10 protein-coding genes and 1 pseudogene are annotated in these 17,566 nt (G+C 72.7%); 1 reads left to right on the forward strand and 10 read right to left on the reverse strand.

Going from position 1 to position 17,566, the window contains the following annotated elements; genetic code table 11:
• Positions 1-28 precede the first annotated feature (28 nt).
• Complete coding sequence (locus GA0074692_RS07715) at positions 29-292, forward strand: LuxR C-terminal-related transcriptional regulator (protein WP_091640903.1); 264 nt, start codon at positions 29-31, stop codon at positions 290-292.
• Positions 293-403: 111 nt separating this feature from the next.
• On the opposite strand, the gene GA0074692_RS07720 is transcribed toward GA0074692_RS07715, so the two are convergent.
• The 10 genes and pseudogenes from GA0074692_RS07720 to GA0074692_RS35795 all read right to left on the reverse strand — a co-directional run.
• Positions 404-1,675: an MFS transporter gene (locus tag GA0074692_RS07720; RefSeq protein WP_091640906.1), complete on the reverse strand. Its 1,272-nt coding sequence runs from the start codon at positions 1,673-1,675 to the stop codon at positions 404-406.
• A gap of 44 nt (positions 1,676-1,719) precedes the next feature.
• Entirely contained in the window at positions 1,720-2,352 is a 633-nt protein-coding gene (locus tag GA0074692_RS07725; RefSeq protein ID WP_176738349.1) for a PadR family transcriptional regulator, read from the reverse strand.
• Between the two features lie 74 nt (positions 2,353-2,426).
• On the reverse strand, positions 2,427-3,236 hold the full coding sequence (dpgD, locus tag GA0074692_RS07735) for an enoyl-CoA-hydratase DpgD (RefSeq protein ID WP_091640913.1): 810 nt from the start codon (positions 3,234-3,236) through the stop codon (positions 2,427-2,429).
• 26 nt (positions 3,237-3,262) lie between these two features.
• Positions 3,263-4,588, reverse strand: a complete 1,326-nt coding sequence (gene dpgC / locus GA0074692_RS07740; RefSeq protein WP_091640916.1) for a (3,5-dihydroxyphenyl)acetyl-CoA 1,2-dioxygenase DpgC — start codon at positions 4,586-4,588, stop codon at positions 3,263-3,265.
• The gene (dpgB, locus tag GA0074692_RS07745; RefSeq protein WP_091640920.1) at positions 4,569-5,240 is read right to left on the reverse strand and encodes an enoyl-CoA-hydratase DpgB; all 672 of its coding nucleotides are present in this window, start codon (positions 5,238-5,240) and stop codon (positions 4,569-4,571) included. The genes dpgC and dpgB overlap by 20 nt, the downstream gene beginning before the upstream one ends.
• A 50-nt stretch (positions 5,241-5,290) precedes the next feature.
• Positions 5,291-6,430 (reverse strand): 3,5-dihydroxyphenylacetyl-CoA synthase DpgA, encoded by a 1,140-nt coding sequence (dpgA, locus tag GA0074692_RS07750; RefSeq protein WP_218106588.1) that lies wholly within the window; start codon positions 6,428-6,430, stop codon positions 5,291-5,293.
• 57 nt (positions 6,431-6,487) lie between these two features.
• Positions 6,488-10,396 carry a non-ribosomal peptide synthetase gene (locus GA0074692_RS07755; RefSeq protein WP_176738350.1) on the reverse strand — a complete coding sequence of 1,303 codons (3,909 nt, stop codon included), beginning with the start codon at positions 10,394-10,396 and terminating at the stop codon, positions 6,488-6,490.
• A complete protein-coding gene (locus tag GA0074692_RS07760) occupies positions 10,393-11,214 on the reverse strand; it encodes a methyltransferase domain-containing protein (RefSeq protein WP_218106589.1) in 822 nt (273 codons plus the stop codon). The genes GA0074692_RS07755 and GA0074692_RS07760 overlap by 4 nt, the downstream gene beginning before the upstream one ends.
• Before the next feature lie 23 nt (positions 11,215-11,237).
• Positions 11,238-13,064 (reverse strand): non-ribosomal peptide synthetase, encoded by a 1,827-nt coding sequence (locus GA0074692_RS35285; RefSeq protein WP_425413380.1) that lies wholly within the window; start codon positions 13,062-13,064, stop codon positions 11,238-11,240.
• A gap of 54 nt (positions 13,065-13,118) precedes the next feature.
• Positions 13,119-17,527 (reverse strand): annotated as a pseudogene (locus GA0074692_RS35795) (amino acid adenylation domain-containing protein); the annotation flags it as partial.
• Positions 17,528-17,566: the final 39 nt, after the last annotated feature.

Consider the following 17,566-nt stretch of genomic DNA (forward strand, 5'->3'; position numbering starts at 1 on the left):
GCCCTGTGACGTCAGGAGGAAACAGCCCATGCCCGCGCACAACGGACTCGCGGTCGCCCCGCCCGTCGACGATCCCCTGCCCGCCCTCGAGGTCAGCAAGCTCGACCGGGACATCCTGCGTCAACTGGCCGCCGGCTACACCGACGAGGCGACGGCCGTGCGGCTGAACGTCAGCCCGCGCACCGTCCGGCGTCGGCTGGCCCTGATCGGTGAGCAGTTGGGGGTGCAGGGCCGGTTCGGCCTCGGGGTCGCCGCCGCCCAGCTCGGACTGGTCTCGGTCCGCCGGCGCTGACCCCTACCCGGACCCATGGGGCCAGCGCGCCCCTACCGGGACCCGTCCGGCCACCATCTCCCTCCCACCGAGACACCTCCGGCTACCGGGACTCTTCCGGCCACCATGCCCCTACCGGGACTCGTCCGGCCAGCGCGCCTCGCGGATTCGCCGGTCGGTGAGGGCCCACCCGACGGCGAGGGCCAGGACCCCGGCCAGGGTGAGGATCGCGTACGCGGCCGGTAGCCGCTCCAGCAGTTGGCCGGAGGCGAAGAGGCCGACCGAGGCCCCGGCGCCGAGCACCGTCATGAACGCCGTGAACGTTCGACCGCGCTGCTCGTCGGGCACCTGCCGGAAGATCAGGATGTCGACGAGCACCCGCATCGACGGCCCGCCGAGACCGAGCAGGAACAGCGCGGTCGCCAGCCACCAGGCTCCCAGCGGCAGGGCCAGCGCGCTGATGAACGCCACCGCCGTGCCGCCGAGGATCAGCATCAGCGTTCCCGGGGAGAACGCGCGGTGCAACGGGCGGACCAGCAGGGTGCCGGCGAGCCCACCGACCGCCAACCCGGCCGAGGTCAACCCGATCATGGTGGGGGAGGCCCCGGCGCGGTCCAGCATCACCAGCACGATGAGGAAGAGCGGTGCCGTGACCGCGTTCAGCGCCATGGCGAAGATGGTGCTGTGCCGCAGGGTCGGCACCCGCCAGAGCAGGGCGAGCCCGGCGAGGGACCGGCGGACCGTCCCGCTCTGCTCGACCGGCGCGGCCGGGGCGTCCTCGCGACGGGGAACGCGGACGAAGAGGGCACAGAGCAACGACACCGTGAACGACACCGCGGTCGCGACGAAGGGCAGCAGGGTGGCGAGGCTGTAGAGCAGACCGCCCAGCGGGGGGCCGCCGAGGGCCGCCGCGTGCGTGCGTACCTCCTCCTGCGTCAGCGCGGCGGTGAGCTGTCGGGGCGGTACGACCGCCCGGACCAGGAGCATCCGCGCCGAGCCGCCGAGCGGTCCCACCGTGCCCACCACGACGGCCACGCCCAGCAGGTGCGGCAGGGTGACGGCGTCGAGGAACACCGCCGCCAGGACACTCGCCGAGGCGGTCGCCCGGGCGGTCTCCATGACGATGAGCAGCTTCCGTCGGTCGTAGGTGTCGGCGACGCTGCCGGCCGGAATGCCGACCAGCAGGGCCATGAACAGTTGCACGCCCCCGAACGTGCCCGCCCAGGCGGGGGACCCGGTGATGGCCAGGACCATCAGGGGGTAGACGAGATCGGTGACCTCCCGACCGAGGAAGGCGAAGGCCGAGCCGCTCCACAGCAGCTGGAAGTCGCGGTTGCGCCGGAGCGGCTTCTCGGCGACCACCTCCGGGTCGCGCACGGCCGTGCCGCCGGGCTGGGCACTCATCGGGGTTTCTCCTGTCGGGTCGGGTGGGTCGGTCGGGGATGGGCTCAGGAGCCGGCGGGGGTGTCGTCGGCGAGGATCCGGTACAGGTCGCGCCGGGCTGCGTCCAGCACCCGCCCGGCCCGGGTCAACTGCTCGTCGCTGCCGGTCGCGGTCACCTGGGTGGCCGCCGAGGCCAGCCCGTCGAGGGCGTGGCGCACCTCGGCACCCCGGTCGGGCAGCCGCCGGTCGACCGACCGCCACGGCTCGTTGACGCGGTCCTCGTTCGCCGCGACGAAGGCGTGCCCGGCCTCGGTGAGGTGGCAGCGCCGGTCCGTCCCGGTGCCGGTGACCCCGACCAGACCCTCTTCCTCGAGTTGGGCCAGGGCCGGGTAGACCGATCCGGGGCTGGGGCGCCACCGGCCACCGCTGCGCTCGGCGACGGCCTGGATGAGCTGGTAGCCATTGCGGGGCTGCTCGTGCAGCAGTGCCAGCAGGGCGGCCCGCACGTCGCCCCGGCGCATCCGGCCCGCCCGCCCCCCGCCCGGCGGCGGTGGCGGAGGGGGAGGTGGGGGTGGGGGTGGGGGTGGCAGTGGGGGAGCCGGATGCGCCGGCCGGGGCGGGAACGGGGGCAGGGCGTCCGGGGCCTCGTCCGGCCCGATGTGGACGTGGTGGGGAGTCCCGGGGTGGCGTTCGGACATCGGTCGACCTCCGTCGGATGTGGAGACTACCGTAACGATATATCGCGATAGCTCGTTACGGTAGTCTCCTCCGGTCACCGGCCCTGCCAGACCGGATCGCGCTTCTCCACGAACGCCCGTGGCCCCTCCACCGCGTCCTGACTGACCGAGCGCTGCTTCTCCCACTCGTAGTCGGCGGTGAACGCCTGCTCCAGCGGCAGGTCCACCGACCGCATCGCCGCCTGCTTGATCGCCCGGACCGCCAGCGGAGCGCTGCGCAGCAGGTCGGCCACCCAACCCGCCACGCAGTCGTCGAGTTCGTCGGCGGGCACCACCTCGTTGACCAGCCCGAGCTGCCACGCTCGCCGCGCGTCGAGACGACGGCCGGTCAGCAGGTACCCCATCGCCGTCTTCAGCGGCAGTTGCCGGGCCAGCCGGAAGACCCCGCCCGCACCGGCGACCAGGCCGAGCCGGGCCTCCGGCAGGGCGAACACCGCGTCCTCGGCCGCCACGACGATGTCGCAGGCCAGCGCCAACTCGAAGCCGCCGCCCAGGGCGTAGCCGCGCACCCGCGCCACCACCGGCTTGGACAGCTCGAACCGTTCGGTCAGCCGAGGCCAGCCGGGCTGCCCCCGACTGCCGAACGTGGTCGGACCGGACCCGGCACGGTCCCGGTCGGCCCGCTCCTTGAGGTCCTGCCCGGTGGAGAACGCGCGGTCACCGGCACCGGTCAGCACGGCGACCCACAGCTCGTCGTCGGCCTCGAAGTCGTCCCAGATCCGACCGAGTTCCTCGTGCGTCCGCAGGTCCATGGCGTTGAGCACGTGCGGCCGGTTCAACGTCACGTACGCGACCCGGCCCCGCTTCTCGTACCGGACCCGGGGCTCGTCGTCGTCCTGCGCCACCCTGCGCGCTCCTTCCGCGTCGTCGGTCAGCCCGTCACCGCCGCCGCCCGGGGGGCCGCGGCGAACCGGGTGACCTTGTGCATGACGTCCTCGCTGTAGAGGCGTCGGGCCTGCTGGACGGCGAACTCGGCCAGGTAGGCCCGGAACGCCTCCGGCGGCTCCTCGGCGAGGTTGAGCATCCGCCGGTTTGCCACCACCGCCGGGGCGTCCATCCGGGCCACCTCGGCCGCGACCGCCGCGTCCATCTCCTCGGCCGGGACGACCTCGTCGAAGAACAGCTTCCCGTCCGGCTCGCTCGCCGACACCCGCCGCCCGGCGAGGATGACCTGCCGGGACAGCCGGCCGGTGGCGACCCGCCCGAGGCGCAGGTTCCCCACGCCCGGGATGATCCCCTCCTGGGCGGCCGGCAGGCTGAAGAAGGCGTCCCGTTCGGCCACCACCCGGTCACAGGCCAGCACGAGCTGCGCGCCGCCGCCGATGGCGAACGAGTCGACCACCGCGACCCACGGCTTCTGCGCCACGTCGCCGTCCCAGGCCCGGTCGCGTTCGCCGGTCATCCCGTGGACGATCTTGGCAATGTAGCCCAGTTCCCGACGGAGCAGGAAGTCGACGTACGAGATCTGACCGGCCTGTAGGCAGCGCAGGTTGATACCCGCGCTGAACACCCGCCGCCCGGCGTACCGGGGATGGCTCATCACCCCGCCGCGCAGCACGCCCACCCGCACCGACGGGGCCAGCAGCGCCAGGTCGACGGCGGTCTCCATGTCCTCGACCTGCGCGTTGTCCTCGGCGTTCAAGCAGTCGTCGCGCTGCATGGTCAGGTGGGCGGCGCCGTCGCGGACCTCGACCCGCACCGCGTCCAGCCGCGCCACGCCGGTGCGCTCGAACTCCGGCAGCAGGGCCAGCGCCCGCGCAGTGGGCCGGCGCATCGCCTCCATCAGGTGCGGCCCGGTGACCGCCGAGCGGAGCAGGTGGGCGACCAGGATGCTCTGGTCGATGTCCAGGCCCTCCTTCTCCGCCGGCGGCAGCCGCAGCTCCGCGTCGACCCGCGCGCGGGTCGGCACGAGACCGGGCACCGCCTCGGCGGCGGCCGCGCAGACCTCGTCCACCCGCAGGTAGCGGGACCGGTCCCCGGTCACCTCGGCGTAGAGGCGTTCGGCGTGCAACCGGAGGAACGCGTCGGCGTGGTCACGGGCGTGCCGGCGGGCCTCGGCCACGGCCGCCCGCTGTTCCGCGGACCGTTCCGCCGGCCCCGGCAGGGTGGCGACCAGGTCGTCGACCTGGGCCGCGGCGGCGGTCACCGCACGGGCGGCGGGCAGGGCCGCGATCGGCTCAGACGAGGACTGCGACATCGTGTGCCTCCTCCGTCCGAGCCTGCCGCAGCACCCGGTCGCAGGCGGCGAGGTGTCGGCCGAGGGCCTCCTCGAACGGGAGGGTCGTCGCGTCGAGCATGAGCTGGCGGCGGACCGCGACGTCCGGGCCGGCACTCCGGGCGAGCGCGGCGACCGCGTCCGAGGTGGCCGTCGCCACGTCGTCGGTGACCTCGTCGACCAGGTCCAGGGCGAGGGCCCGGGCGGCGGGGATCGCGTCGGCGAAGAGCACCGCGCGGCGCAGCCGGGCGTACCCGACCTGGTTGGCCAGCCGGTAGAGGCCCATCCCCGGCCACACGCCACCACCGGCGACCGGCAGGTGCAGCCGGGCGTCGGTGGTGGCGATCCGCAGGTCCGTGGTGAGCAGGGCCTCGACGGCGGTGCCGCCGCAGTCGCCGCGCACCACCGCGACCGTGGTGGTGCCGGTGCGCTCGAGCCGGCGCAGGACGCGCTCCCACCGGTTCACCACGGCCAGCGGGGGCCGTTCGGCGGTCGGCGCGGGTACGCCGGTGAGGTCGATGAGCGCGACGGAACCGGCGGGCGCGTCCTCGACCCGGTCGATGAAGGCGTCGAGCGCCGCGACGGTCGCCGGGGTGAGCGGCTGGCCGCCGTCGATGGAGTGCTGGAGCTGCATGGTTATTTCTTCTCCCAGGAGGGGTGGCAGGGGTGGAAGGTGCGCCGGGGTCACCAACGGACCAGGGCGGTCTCGATGGTGGAACCAGGTCCCATCGTCATCAGGACGCCGTACTCGCCGGGACGGACGGTGCCCTCCCGGAGCAGGCGTTCGTAGGAGAAGAGGAACGACCCGCTGGACAGGTTGCCGTAGTCGCGCAGCACGCTGGTGGTGTGCCGCATGTCGTAGCGGGTCAGCCCGAGGTTCACGCCGACGGCGTCGACGACCTTCTTGCCCCCGGAGTGCACCAGCCAGTGCGCGATGTCGGCCTGCCGCAGGCCGGAGCGGCCCAGCAGGCGGTCCACCGTCAGCCGGGCGTGCGCGCCCACCACGTACGGGATGTCGGGGTCGAGGTAGAAGCTGAACCCGTTCTGCGCGTGGTCCCAGTCGTAGCGCATCGCATCCACCGCCTCGGGGATGATGCAGCTGGTGAAGTCGACGATGCGCGGGGTGAGACCCGGCTCGGTGGTCGGGTCGGGCTCGGTCCCGGCGACCATCGCGATGGCCGCCGACCCGTCGCCGAAGAGGCTGTTCACCACCGAGGTGCGCATGGTGCCGTCGAAGACGTACGCGGCGGAGCAGGCCTCGATGCAGACCATCAGGGCCAGCTCGCCGGGGTGGGCGCGGGTCCAGCCGGCGACGGCGTTCAGGCTGTTCAGCCCGGCGTTGCAGCCCATGCCGACGATGTCGGCGCGGCTGGTGTGCCGGTCGAGACCGAGTTCCCGGATCAGCAGGGCGCTGAAGCCGGGGGTGAGGAACCCGGTGGAGGTGACGCAGCACAGGTAGTGGACGTCGGACAGGTCCGCGCCGAGCTGCTTCAGGCAGTCCTGCACCGCGCGGCTGCCCATCGCGATGCCCTGCGCCTTGTGCTTGGCCAGCAGTTGGCCGGTGGTCTCCATCCGGCGTACCCCGTCGGCGTCCGGTTCCGGCAGGGTCAGGAACCGCCGGTCGATGGCGCTGTTCAGGTAGACCGAGCGGATCCTCGGGTCCTGGATGTCGAAGATGTCGAGGAGTTCCCGCTGGGAGTAGGCCGTCTCCGGGGTCGCCGTGCCGACGGCCAGGATCTGGGCCATCGCCGTCGACTCGAGCGCCGGCGGCGACGTGTCGCGGATGAGCCCCGGGTGGGGCAGCAGTGCGGTGGGCGTCATCATCGGTACGTCCAACCCCACATCCGCTTCCGGCTCCTGGTCAGTTGTTTGACCGTTCGCTCAGTCAATGTCGGTCATCCTTTCCGCGATGATCGGGCCGATCACGGACATGGCGTCCGTCCGGACGATGTCGAGGTGGCCGCAGTCGAGGTCGTGGAATTCCGCCGTTCCGGTGAGGAACGGCTGCCACGTCCGGTCGGAGTCCTTGTTGTGTCGGGTCGCGACGAAGCCGAGGGTCGGGCCGTCGAACCGGGCCGGCGAGTGGGTGGACATCGCCCGGATGTTGGCCGCGGTCACCGCGACCAGCCGGTCCAGCGTCGGGTCGTCCAACGAGGCCAGTGGGCTCTGCGCCGCCACGAGCTGTTCCCGTGGGGTGGCACCCGCGTCGGCGGTCACCCCGTCCAGGGCGACGTAGTGGGTCTCCTCCTCGGTCGGCTCGTACGGGCCTTCGCCGCCGGGGCGGGAGTCGAACAGGACGAGCAGCGCCACCTCCGCGCCGCCGGCCCGCAGCGTCGCCGCCACCTGGTGGGCCAGGGTGCCCCCGAACGACCAGCCGGCGAGCACGTACGGGCCGGAGGGCTGGATCGCGGTGATCTGGTCGCGGTACCCGGCGGCCAGTTCGGCCACGGAGCGTTCGTCCACCGCCCCGCCGGCCAGCCTCGGGTCCTGAAGCGCGTGGATCGGGTGACCCGAGGGGACGTGCCGGGGCAGGGCCGAGTAGCCCCAGCCGAGCCCGTTCGCGGGCGGCAGCACGAACACCGGGGTCCGCTCACCCGACCGGCGGTAGGCCAGCACCGCTTCCAGCCCGGTCGGCTGTTCCTCGTCGAGGAGACGGTCGAGTTGCGCGACGGTCGGCGCGGCGAACACGTTCCGGACGCCGACGTCGACGCCGAGCACCGCCCTGATCCGGTTCACCAGCCGGGGCGTGAGCAGCGAGTGTCCACCCAGGTCGAAGAAGCTCTCGTCCACCCCCGGGTTCGACACCCCCAGCACCTCGGCGAACAGGTCGACGAGGATCTGCTGGCGGGGCGTGGCCGGCGGCCGGCCACCCCTCTGCCGCTGCGGCTCCGGCAGCGCCGCCCGGTCCACCTTGCCACTGGCGGTCAGCGGCAGCGCGTCCAGCGTCACGAAGGTCGGGGGCACCATGTAGTCCGGCAGCCGGGCGGCGAGGTGCGCCCGGACGCCGTCCAGGTCCGGCGTCGTCTCCGGACGTGGCACGAGGTAGCCGACCAGGGAACGGTCCCCGCTGGGGGCGGTGCGCACGACGACCACCGAGGCGGCCACGTCCGGGTGCTCGTCGAGGGCCGCGATGATCTCGCCCAGCTCGATCCGGAAGCCACGGATCTTGACCTGGTCGTCGGTACGGCCCAGGTACTCCAGTTGACCGTCGCGCGCCCACCGGACCAGGTCACCGGTGTGGTACATCCGTGCGCCGGGCTCGCCGTACGGGTCGGCGACGAACCGGTTCGCGGTCAGCCCGGGCCGCCCCAGGTAGCCCCGGGTCACCCCGGCGCCACCGAGGTACAGATCGCCGGCCGTGCCCTCCGGCACCAGACGCAGGTGCTCGTCGAGGACGTACACCCGGGTGTTGGCGATGGGCTGCCCGATCGACGGTGGTCCGTTCCGGTCCTCGACCACCCCGTCCGTGGCGCTGACCGTCGCCTCGGTCGGGCCGTACCCGTTGATCACCTTGCGGCCGACGGCGCGCATCCGGTCGGCGAGCTGGCGGGACAGCGCCTCGCCCCCGGTGACGATCGTGAGGCCCCGCATCGCGTCCGGCACGGTCGCCAGGAGCATCTGCCACAGGCTCGGCGTGGTCTGCATGACGGTGACGCCCTGGTCGCGGATCACCGTCGCCAGCGCGGCCGGGTCCTGCACGACCTCCCGGCGGATCAGCACCACGGTGGCCCCGCTGACGAGCGGGACGAACAGGTCGATGATCGACATGTCGAACGCGGTCGTGGTGATCGCGGCGACCCGGTCCCGCTCCTCGTCGAGGCCGAAGAAGTCGCGCAGGCCGACCTGGAGGTTGACCAGGTTGGCGTGCGACGCGACGACTCCCTTGGGGCGTCCCGTCGACCCGGACGTGTAGATCACGTAGGCGGCGGTGGCCGGCGCCACCGACGGAAGGGCGTCGGCCGACCCCGGCAGGAGCCCGGTCGACGCGGCCTCGTCCAGCACGATCCGGGGACAGCCGTCGACGTCGGGCAGTGCGTCCGCGGACTCCCGGTCGGTCAGCAGCAACACCGGCCGGGTGTCGTCCAGCATGAAGGAGATCCGCTCGGCCGGGTGCTCGATGTCGATCGGCAGGTACGCCCCACCGGCCTTCCACACCGCCAGGATCGCCACGAGCAGCTGCTCCGACCGGGCCACCGGAAGGGCGACGAACCGCTCCGGCCCCACCCCGCACCGCCGGAGGATGCCGGCCAGCCGGTCGGCTCGCTCGTCGAGTTCCCGGTAGGTCAACTCCCGGTCCCCGGCGACCACCGCGACCGCCTCCGGCCGCCGCGCGACCTGCTCGGCGATCAGGTCCAGGATCGTGCCGTCCGGCAGCGGGCGGGCGGTGGCGTCGGCGATGTCGAGCAGCCGCTTCCGGGTGGCCTCGTCCAGCAGGTCGACCCCGCTGATCGGCTGTCGCGGAGTGGCCGCCACCGTCGTCAGCACCCGGACCAACTGCGCGGCGATGGCCTCCGCCGAGTCCCGGCGGAACAGGTCCTGCGCGTACTCGACCAGGCCCTTCATCCCCGCCGGTTCCCCGGCCGCGTCCCGCTGCTCGGCGAGGACGACGGAGAGGTCGAACTTTGCCACGTCGTGGGTGGAGCGTTGCGGCGTCCCGGCCAGCCCGAGCAGCGGCACGTCCTCGGTGCCGCCGCTGGCCACCAGGAAGAAGACCTGGAACAGCGGGTGCCGGCCCAGCGAGCGGGTCGGCTGGAGTTCCTCGATGAGGCGTTCGAACGGCAGCTCCTGGTGGTCGAACGCGGCCAGGTCCAGCGTCCGCACCCGGTGCAGCAGCTCGACGAAGGTCGGGTCGCCGGAGGTGTCCGTCCGCAGCACCAGGGAGTTGACGAAGAACCCGACCAGCTCGTCCAGGGCCTCGTCCGACCGGCCCGACACGGCGGTGCCCAGCGGGATGTCGGTGCCTGCGCCGAGGCGGGTGAGCAGGGTGGCGAGGGCCGCCTGGACGAGCATGTACACGGTGACCTGTTCCGCCTGGGCCAGGTCCCGCAGCCGCCGGTGCGTTTCCGCGTCGACGGTGAACTCGACCGTGCCGCCCCGGTGGGAGGCCTGGACCGGACGGGGGAAGTCGGTGGGCAGCGTCAGTTCCTCCGGCAGCCCGCGCAGGTTGCCCCGCCAGAAGTCGAGCTGCCGGTTGAGCTCGCTGGCCGGATCGTCGTCGGAGCCGAGGAGCTCCCGCTGCCAGAGCGTGTAGTCGCCGTACTGCACCGGCAGGGGCTCCCAGGTCGGCGCGGCGCCGGCCACCCGGGCCGCGTACGCCTGCGACAGGTCCCGGCCCAGCGGCCCCATCGACGCGCCGTCGGCGGCGATGTGGTGCAGGACCAGGACGAGCACGTGCTCCCGCTCACCGAGGGTGAACAGCCGCACCGCCAGGGGAAGCTCCGTCGACAGGTCGAACGAACGGGCGCAGGTCTCCGCCACTCGGGCGTCCACCTCGTCGGCGGTCACCGCCTCGTGGAGCAGGTCGATCCGGGCCTCCGCCGGGGGCAGGACCCGCTGCGCCGGCTCCCCGTCGACCTCGACGTAGAGGGTGCGCAGCACCTCGTGCCGGGCGACCACGTCCGCCACCGCCGCCCGCAGCGCCGCCGGGTCGACCTGGTCTCGGACGCGGTTGACCAGCGGCACGTTGTACGTCGCCGAGGGGCCCTCCAGCTTGTACAGGAACCACAACCGGCGCTGGGCGTACGACAGCGGGAGCACCGCTTCGTCCACGGTCGTCGGTGGTGCGTTCACCGCTTGCGCCAGACGGTGACGTGTGAGTCGAACCAGTCGAACTCGCGCGGGTTCTGCCGCAGCAGACCGGGTTCGTCGGCCTCGGCGAGCAGCTCGAAGTCGTTCCGCAGGAGGGCCTTGAGCCCCTCCTCGCTCGGCGTGGCGGTCGCGGCCGAGCCCAGCCACTCGCTCGGGACGCTGTACTCCGGGTACCACGACCAGGGGCAGGCGACCATCAGCAGGCCACCGCTGCGGAGGATGTCCGCCGAGGCGGAGAACTGCGCCAGGCAGGCGGCCGGCTGCTGCACCCGGTCCAGGACGTTGGAGAGCACGACCGCGTCGAACGCCTCCTCCGGGGCCCGCAGCGCGTTGGCGTCGCCGACCTCGAAGGACACCGCGGCGCGCTGGCCCGGCTCGGCGACCCGGATCACCACCTCGCGGTGGAAGGGGCCCTGCTCGATGACGCAGAACGTGCCCCCGCCGTGTTCGGTCAGCGTCTGGGCGATCTCCACCGAGCGCTGGCTGACGTCGACGCCGACCACCTCGTCCCGTACCCAGCCGCTGAGCGCGTGGGTCACCCCGCCCACGCTGCACCCGACGTCGAGGGCGCGGGCCACGGTCGTGCCGGTCTGCTCGGCGCAGGAGCGCAGCAGGTCGGAGAGGCGCTGGCAGTAGCCGTGCGCCGGGGCCAGCGGATGCTGGCCCCCGTTGAACAGGTCCTCCAGGCTGCCGTAGTGCATCAGCAGGTACTTGGAGAGGTCACGGGAGGCGTCGTACTGAGCACTGGCGTCGTGCTCGAACAGTTCGTCGCCCTTGAGCAGGGCCGGAGGCAGCGTCACGGGGGGTTCCTTCCGCTTGTGGCTCAGCGGTTGCCGGTCGACCGCGCACGGAGCGTGGGACGGGCGGGCCGAGCCGAGGTCAGGTGGGGTTCGAGAGCGGCGACGGTGGGGTTCTCGAAGAGTTGGCGGACGCCGAGTTCGACGCCGAGGGTGGTGCGGATCCGGTTGACCAGGCGGGTGGCGAGCAGGGAGTGGCCGCCGAGGTCGAAGAAGTTGTCGCCGGTGCCGACGTCGGGCAGCCCGAGGACGTCGGCGAAGAGCCGGCAGAGCACGTCCTGCCGGGCGGTGCGGGGGGTGTCGTCGGTGGTGGTGTGTCGTTCCGGAGCGGGCAGGGCGTTGCGGTCGAGCTTGCCGTTAGCGGTGATCGGCAGGGCAGCCATGGTCACGTAGGCGCTGGGCACCATGTAGTCGGGTAGCTGCGCGCCGAGTTCGCGGCGGAGCTGGGCCAGGTCGATCGGGGTGCCGTCGTCGGTGGGGACGAGGTAGGCGACGAGGCGCTTGTCGCCGGGTTGGTCCTCGCGGGCGATGACCGCGGCGTGCCGGACGTCGGGCCGGGCGGTGAGGCTGGTCTCGATCTCGCCGAGTTCGATGCGGAACCCACGGATCTTGACCTGGTCGTCGGTCCGGCCGAGGAAGTGCAGGTTCCCGGCGGCGTCCCAGCGGGCGAGGTCGCCGGTGCGGTACATCCGGGCGCCGGGCGGGCCGTAGGGGTTGACGACGAAGCGGGTGGCGGTGAGGTCGGGGCGGTTGACGTAGCCGCGCGCGGTGCCGGCCCCGGCGAGGTAGAGCTCGCCGGAGACGCCCACGGGGACGGGTTGCAGGTGCCGGTCCAGGACGTAGAGATGGGTGTCCCGCAGCGGGAGTCCGAGCGGGACGGTGGCGCCGGCCTGCTCCCCGTGCCGCCAGGGGTACTGGGTGACGCAGAGGGTCATCTCGGTCGGGCCGTAGGTGGTCCGGACGATGGTGTCCGGGCAGTGTTCCAGGGTGTGGTTCACCGCCTGCGCGGAGATCACGTCGCCGCCGGTGGTGACCTCGGTCAGTCCGGCGAAGGCGTCCACCAGTTCGTCGGCGACGACGCGGAACAGGCCGGCGGTGAGGCTGAGCCGGGTGATCTTGTGCTCGTGGAGCAGCTTCTGCAGGGCGGCGGCGTCCAGGTTGCCGGGCGGGGCGACGACGACCTGGCCGCCGGCGAGCAGCGGTCCCCAGAGTTCCCAGGTGGAGGCGTCGAAGGCGTGTGGGGAGTGGAACAGGGTGCGGTCGTCGGTGTGCATCGTCCAGCTGGGGTCGCGGACGAGGTCGACGACGCCCTGGTGGGTGATCTGGATGCCTTTTGGTTCGCCGGTCGAGCCGGACGTGTACATCACGTAGCAGAGCTGGTCGGGGTGCACGTCCGGCAGGTCGGTGACCATGACGGACGGGTCCGGCTCGCAGGTCAGCACCTGCCGGCCTGCGGCCCGCTCTCCGACGACCAGTTCGTGGTCGCGGAAGGCCGCGTCCACCAGGAGGACCGGTGACGTGCTGTCCGCGGCCACCGCCCGCATCCGGCTCAGCGGGTAGGCGGTGTGGATGGGCAGGTAGGCGCCGCCGGCCTTGAGGACGGCGAGGATGCCGACGACGAGGTCCACCGACCGTTGCATGAGCATCGGTACGGGGGTCTCGGTGGTCACGCCCGCCGCCCGCAACGTGCGGGCGAGTGCCTCGGCGCGGTGCCGCAGGTCGGCGTAGCTGAGGGCGATGTGGCCGTCGGTGAGGGCGACCGCGTCGGGGGTGCGGTCGGCCTGCTCGTCGAAGGCCGCCACCACGCTGCACGGCACGGACGAGGCGGCGGTGCCGGTGGCCTCGGCCAGCATCTGCCGCCGTTCCGCGGGAGTGAGGATGTCGAGCCGGCTGATCGGGGTGGCGGGCTGCCGGGCCACCTGGCCCAGGATCGCGGCCAGCCGCTTCCCGAGCAGCTCGACGGTCTCCTGGCCGAAGAGGTCGGTGGCGTAGGTGATGGTGATGTCCAGGTCGGCGTCGACGGGCTCGTCCGCCACGGTGATGTCGAGGTCGAACTTCGCGATGCTCAGCCGGGTCGGTTCCGGCGTGCAGTCCAGGCCCGGCAGCGGGGTGGTGGTGGGGGTCCGGTCGGCCCGGGACAGGGCGATCTGGAAGAGGGGGTGTCGGGCGAGGGAGCGGGTGGGTTGGAGGTGTTCGACGAGGCGTTGGAAGGGGAGGTCTTGGTGGTCGTAGGCGGTGAGGTCGGTGTCGCGGACGCGGTGGAGTAGGTCGGTGAAGGTGGGGTCGCCGGTGGTGTCGGTGCGGAGGACGAGGGTGTTGACGAAGAAGCCGATGAGGTGGTCGAGGGTGTCGTCGGTGCGTCCGGCGACGACGGTGCCGAGGGGGATGTCGGTGCCGCAGCCGAGTCGGGTGAGGAGGGTGGCGATGGCGGCTTGGACGACCATGAAGAGGGTGGCGTCGTGGGTGCGGGCGACGGTGCGGAGGGTGTCGTGGGTTGCCGGGTCGATGGTGAGGTTGACGCGTCCGGCGCGGTAGGAGGCTTGTGGGGGCGGGGGTGGTCGGTGGGTAGCGGCAGCTCCTCCGGCAGTCCGGCGAGCGTGCTGCCCCAGTAACGCAGTTGGCGGCTGATCTCGCTGCTCGGGTCGTCGTCGGCGCCGAGGAGTTGGTGCTGCCAGAGGGCGTAGTCGGCGTACTGGACGGGCAGCGGCTCCCACTCGGGCGCGTGCCCGGCGGTGCGGGCCGTGTAGGCGGTGGCGAGGTCCCGGGCCAGCGGGCCCATGGACGCGCCGTCGCCGGCGATGTGGTGCAGGTTCACCAGCAGCAGGTGGTCCTGATCGCCGGTGGAGATGAGACGCACCTCGAGCGGGGCCTCGCGGGACAGGTCGAACGGGTGGGCCGAGGCGGTGGCGAGGACCTGTTCGACCTCGTCCGTGGTGACCCGGTGGTGGGTGAAGGTGGCGATCCCCGGCGCCGGGTCGAGGATGTGCTGGACGGGCTCGCCGTCGGCCTCGGTGTAGACGGTGCGCAGGATCTCGTGCCGGGCGACGAGGTCGTCGACGGCGGCACGCAGGGCGTCGACGTCGACCGTGCCGTGGACCCGAGTGGTGACCGGCACGTTGTACGTCGCCGACGGACCCTCCACCCCGTGCAGGAACCACAGCCGCCGCTGGGCGGAGGAGAGCGGCAACGGGGTCGGACGGTCCGCCACCGCGGCGACCGGGGGACGCGAGGTGCCGGCGGTGAGGTGGGGTTCGAGGGCGGCCACGGTGGGGTTCTCGAAGAGCAGCCGGACGCCGATTTCGACGCCGAGCGTGGTGCGGACGCGGTTGACCAGGCGGGTGGCGAGCAGGGAGTGGCCGCCGAGGTCGAAGAAGTTGTCGCTGGTGCCGACCTCCGGCAGGCCGAGGACGGCGGCGAAGAGCTGGCAGAGTACGTCCTGCCGGGCGGTACGGGGGGCGGCGTGCGCGGTGGTGGTGTGGGTCGGCACCGGTAGGGCGGCGCGGTCGAGCTTGCCGTTCGCGGTCATCGGCAGGGCCGCCAGGGTCACGAAGGCCGTGGGGACCATGTACTCGGGCAGGTGCGTGGCCAGGTCCCGACGGAGCTCGCCGATGTCGACGCCGGTGTCGTCGGCGGCGGGCACGAGGTAGGCGACGAGCCGCTTCTCGCCGGGCTGGTCCTCCCGGACGATCACGGCGGCGTGCCGGATGTCGTCCCGGGCGGTGAGACTGGTCTCGATCTCCCCGAGTTCGATCCGGAAGCCGCGGATCTTGACCTGGTCGTCGGTCCGGCCGAGGAAGTGCAGGTGCCCGGTGGCGTCCCAGCGGACCAGGTCACCGGTGCGGTACATGCGGGCCCCGTCGGGGCCGTACGGGTCGGCGACGAACCGGGCGGCGGTCAGGTCGGCCCGGTTCACGTACCCCCGGGCCAGCCCGGGGCCGGCGACGTAGAGCTCACCGGGCACCCCCACCGGCACCGGCTGCAACGACCCGTCCAGCACGTACAGATCGGTGTTGGTCACCGGAACGCCGATGGTGACCGGCTTGCCGGCGGGCAGCGGCCCGCCACTGGCGCAGACCGTCACCTCGGTGGGGCCGTAGGAGTTGACCAGCCGGTACTCGACGGACCAGGAGTCGACCAGCCACTGCGGACACGCCTCGCTCGCGGTGATCACCATCGCCCCGGCGGGGATCGTGCCGGCCGGCAGGGAAGCCAGCAGCGACGGGGTGACCGTCACGTGGGTGGTCCGGCCGACCAGGTCGTGGCCGGCACCGGGGGTGAGCAGCCGCTCCGGGTCGAAGGGCACCACGGCGCCACCGGCGAGCAGCGCCATCAGCATCTCCCAGACCGAGCCGTCGAAACCGATCGAGGCGATCTGGAGCACGTGACTGCCGGGCCGGACCTCGAAGTCGCGCTGGTAGCGGTGGGCCAGTCGGCTGATGCCCCGGTGGGTGACCGTGACGCCCTTCGGCGCACCCGTCGAGCCCGACGTGTAGATCACGTACGCGGCGTGGTCCAGGCCGAGCGGCGGACGCGGGTCGCCGTCGGACAGGGCCGCCACCTCCCGCCACAGGTCGTCGCCGACGAAGAGGATCTTCGCCGCCGGGACGTCGGGCAGCCGCTGCGGGTCGTCGACGAGGACGACCGGCGGCGCGATGTCCCGCAGCACGTACTCCTTGCGGGCCGTCGGGTACGCCGGGTCCACCGGCACGTAGCAGCCGCCCGCCTTGCTGATCGCCAGCAGGACGGTGACCAGGTCCAGTGACCGGCTCATCGACACGGTCACCGGCACGTCCGGGCCGACCCCCTGGGCGACCAGGTGGTGGGCGAGCCGGTTCGCGCGGGCGTTCAGCTCGCGGTAGCTGACCTCGGTACCGCCGTCGACGACCGCAACGGCCTCCGGGTGCTGCCGTACCTGCTGCTCGAAGATCGCCGGCAGGGTCTCGCAGGCCACCCGGGCGGTGCCGCTGTTGAAGCCGGCCAGGACCTGACGGCGCTCCTCGGCGGTCAGGATGTCCGTCGCGCCCAGCCGTCGCGCCGGGTCGGCGGCGACCTGTTCCAGCACGGCCACCAGCCGTCGCCCGAGCGCCTCCGCGCCGGCCTGGGTGAACAGGTCCGTCGCGTACGTGACCGTCAGCTCCAGCTCGCTGGTCCCCTCCGGGGAGACGAACCCGAGGAACAGGTCGAACTTCGCCGTCTCGAACGGGGGCTTCTCCGCCACGACGTCCAGCCCGTCGAGTTCCAGGACGAGTCCACGGTCGACCGCGAAGGCGATCTGGAAGAGGGGGTGTCGGGCGAGGGAGCGGGTGGGTTGGAGGTGTTCGACGAGGCGTTGGAAGGGGAGGTCTTGGTGGTCGTAGGCGGTGAGGTCGGTGTCGCGGACGCGGTGGAGTAGGTCGGTGAAGGTGGGGTCGCCGGTGGTGTCGGTGCGGAGGACGAGGGTGTTGACGAAGAAGCCGATGAGGTGGTCGAGGGTGTCGTCGGTGCGTCCGGCGACGACGGTGCCGAGGGGGATGTCGGTGCCGCAGCCGAGTCGGGTGAGGAGGGTGGCGATGGCGGCTTGGACGACCATGAAGAGGGTGGCGTCGTGGGTGCGGGCGACGGTGCGGAGGGTGTCGTGGGTTGCCGGGTCGATGGTGAGGTTGACGCGTCCGGCGCGGTAGGAGGCTTGTGGGGGGCGGGGGTGGTCGGTGGGTAGCGGCAACTCCTCCGGCAACCCGGCCAACGCCGTGCCCCAGTAGTCGAGCTGCCGGCTGATCTTGCTGTCCGGGTCGTCCTCCGAGCCGAGCAGGGCCCGCTGCCACTGGCTGTAGTCGGCGTACTGGACGGGCAGCGGCTCCCACTCGGGTGCGCGGCCGGCGAGACGGGCGCCGTAGGCGACGGAGATGTCCGTGCTGAGCGGCCCCATCGAGGTGCCGTCCCCGGCGATGTGGTGCAACGAGATCACCAACAGGTGCTCCCGCTCGGCGACGGTGAACAGCCGTACCCGCAGCGGCAGTTCGGCGGTGAGATCGAACGGTCGCGCGCACGTCTCCACCACGGCCGCGTCGGCCTCCTCCGCCGACAGCACCGCGTGGGCGAAGTCCACCCGCGCCTCGGCCGCCGGCAGCACCCGCTGGACCGGCTCGCCGTCGGTCTCGACGTACACCGTCCGCAGGATCTCGTGGCGACCCACCACGTCGGTGACGGCGGCCTCGAGCGCGGCGGCGTCGACGCGGTCCAGGACGCGGGTCACCACCGGGATGTTGTACGTCGCCGACGGGCCCTCCAACCGGTCCAGGAACCACAACCGACGCTGCGCAAACGACAACGGGACCATCAGATCGCTCTCTTTCGAAGGTGCGGACGTGCGAGGAGA

Origin of the sequence: Micromonospora pallida (assembly GCF_900090325.1) — a bacterium.
Taxonomy (GTDB): Bacteria; Actinomycetota; Actinomycetes; order Mycobacteriales; family Micromonosporaceae; genus Micromonospora; species Micromonospora pallida.

What these genes read in the sequence shown, in the direction of transcription:
- GA0074692_RS07715 (WP_091640903.1), top strand. Translation starts at nt 29, where the DNA reads ATGCCCGCGCACAACGGACTCGCGGTCGCCCCGCCCGTCGACGATCCC.
- GA0074692_RS07720 (WP_091640906.1), bottom strand. Translation starts at nt 1,675, where the DNA reads ATGAGTGCCCAGCCCGGCGGCACGGCCGTGCGCGACCCGGAGGTGGTC.
- GA0074692_RS07725 (WP_176738349.1), bottom strand. Translation starts at nt 2,352, where the DNA reads ATGTCCGAACGCCACCCCGGGACTCCCCACCACGTCCACATCGGGCCG.
- dpgC (WP_091640916.1), bottom strand. Translation starts at nt 4,588, where the DNA reads ATGTCGCAGTCCTCGTCTGAGCCGATCGCGGCCCTGCCCGCCGCCCGT.
- dpgB (WP_091640920.1), bottom strand. Translation starts at nt 5,240, where the DNA reads ATGCAGCTCCAGCACTCCATCGACGGCGGCCAGCCGCTCACCCCGGCG.
- dpgA (WP_218106588.1), bottom strand. Translation starts at nt 6,430, where the DNA reads ATGATGACGCCCACCGCACTGCTGCCCCACCCGGGGCTCATCCGCGAC.
- GA0074692_RS35285 (WP_425413380.1), bottom strand. Translation starts at nt 13,064, where the DNA reads ATGCTGGCCGAGGCCACCGGCACCGCCGCCTCGTCCGTGCCGTGCAGC.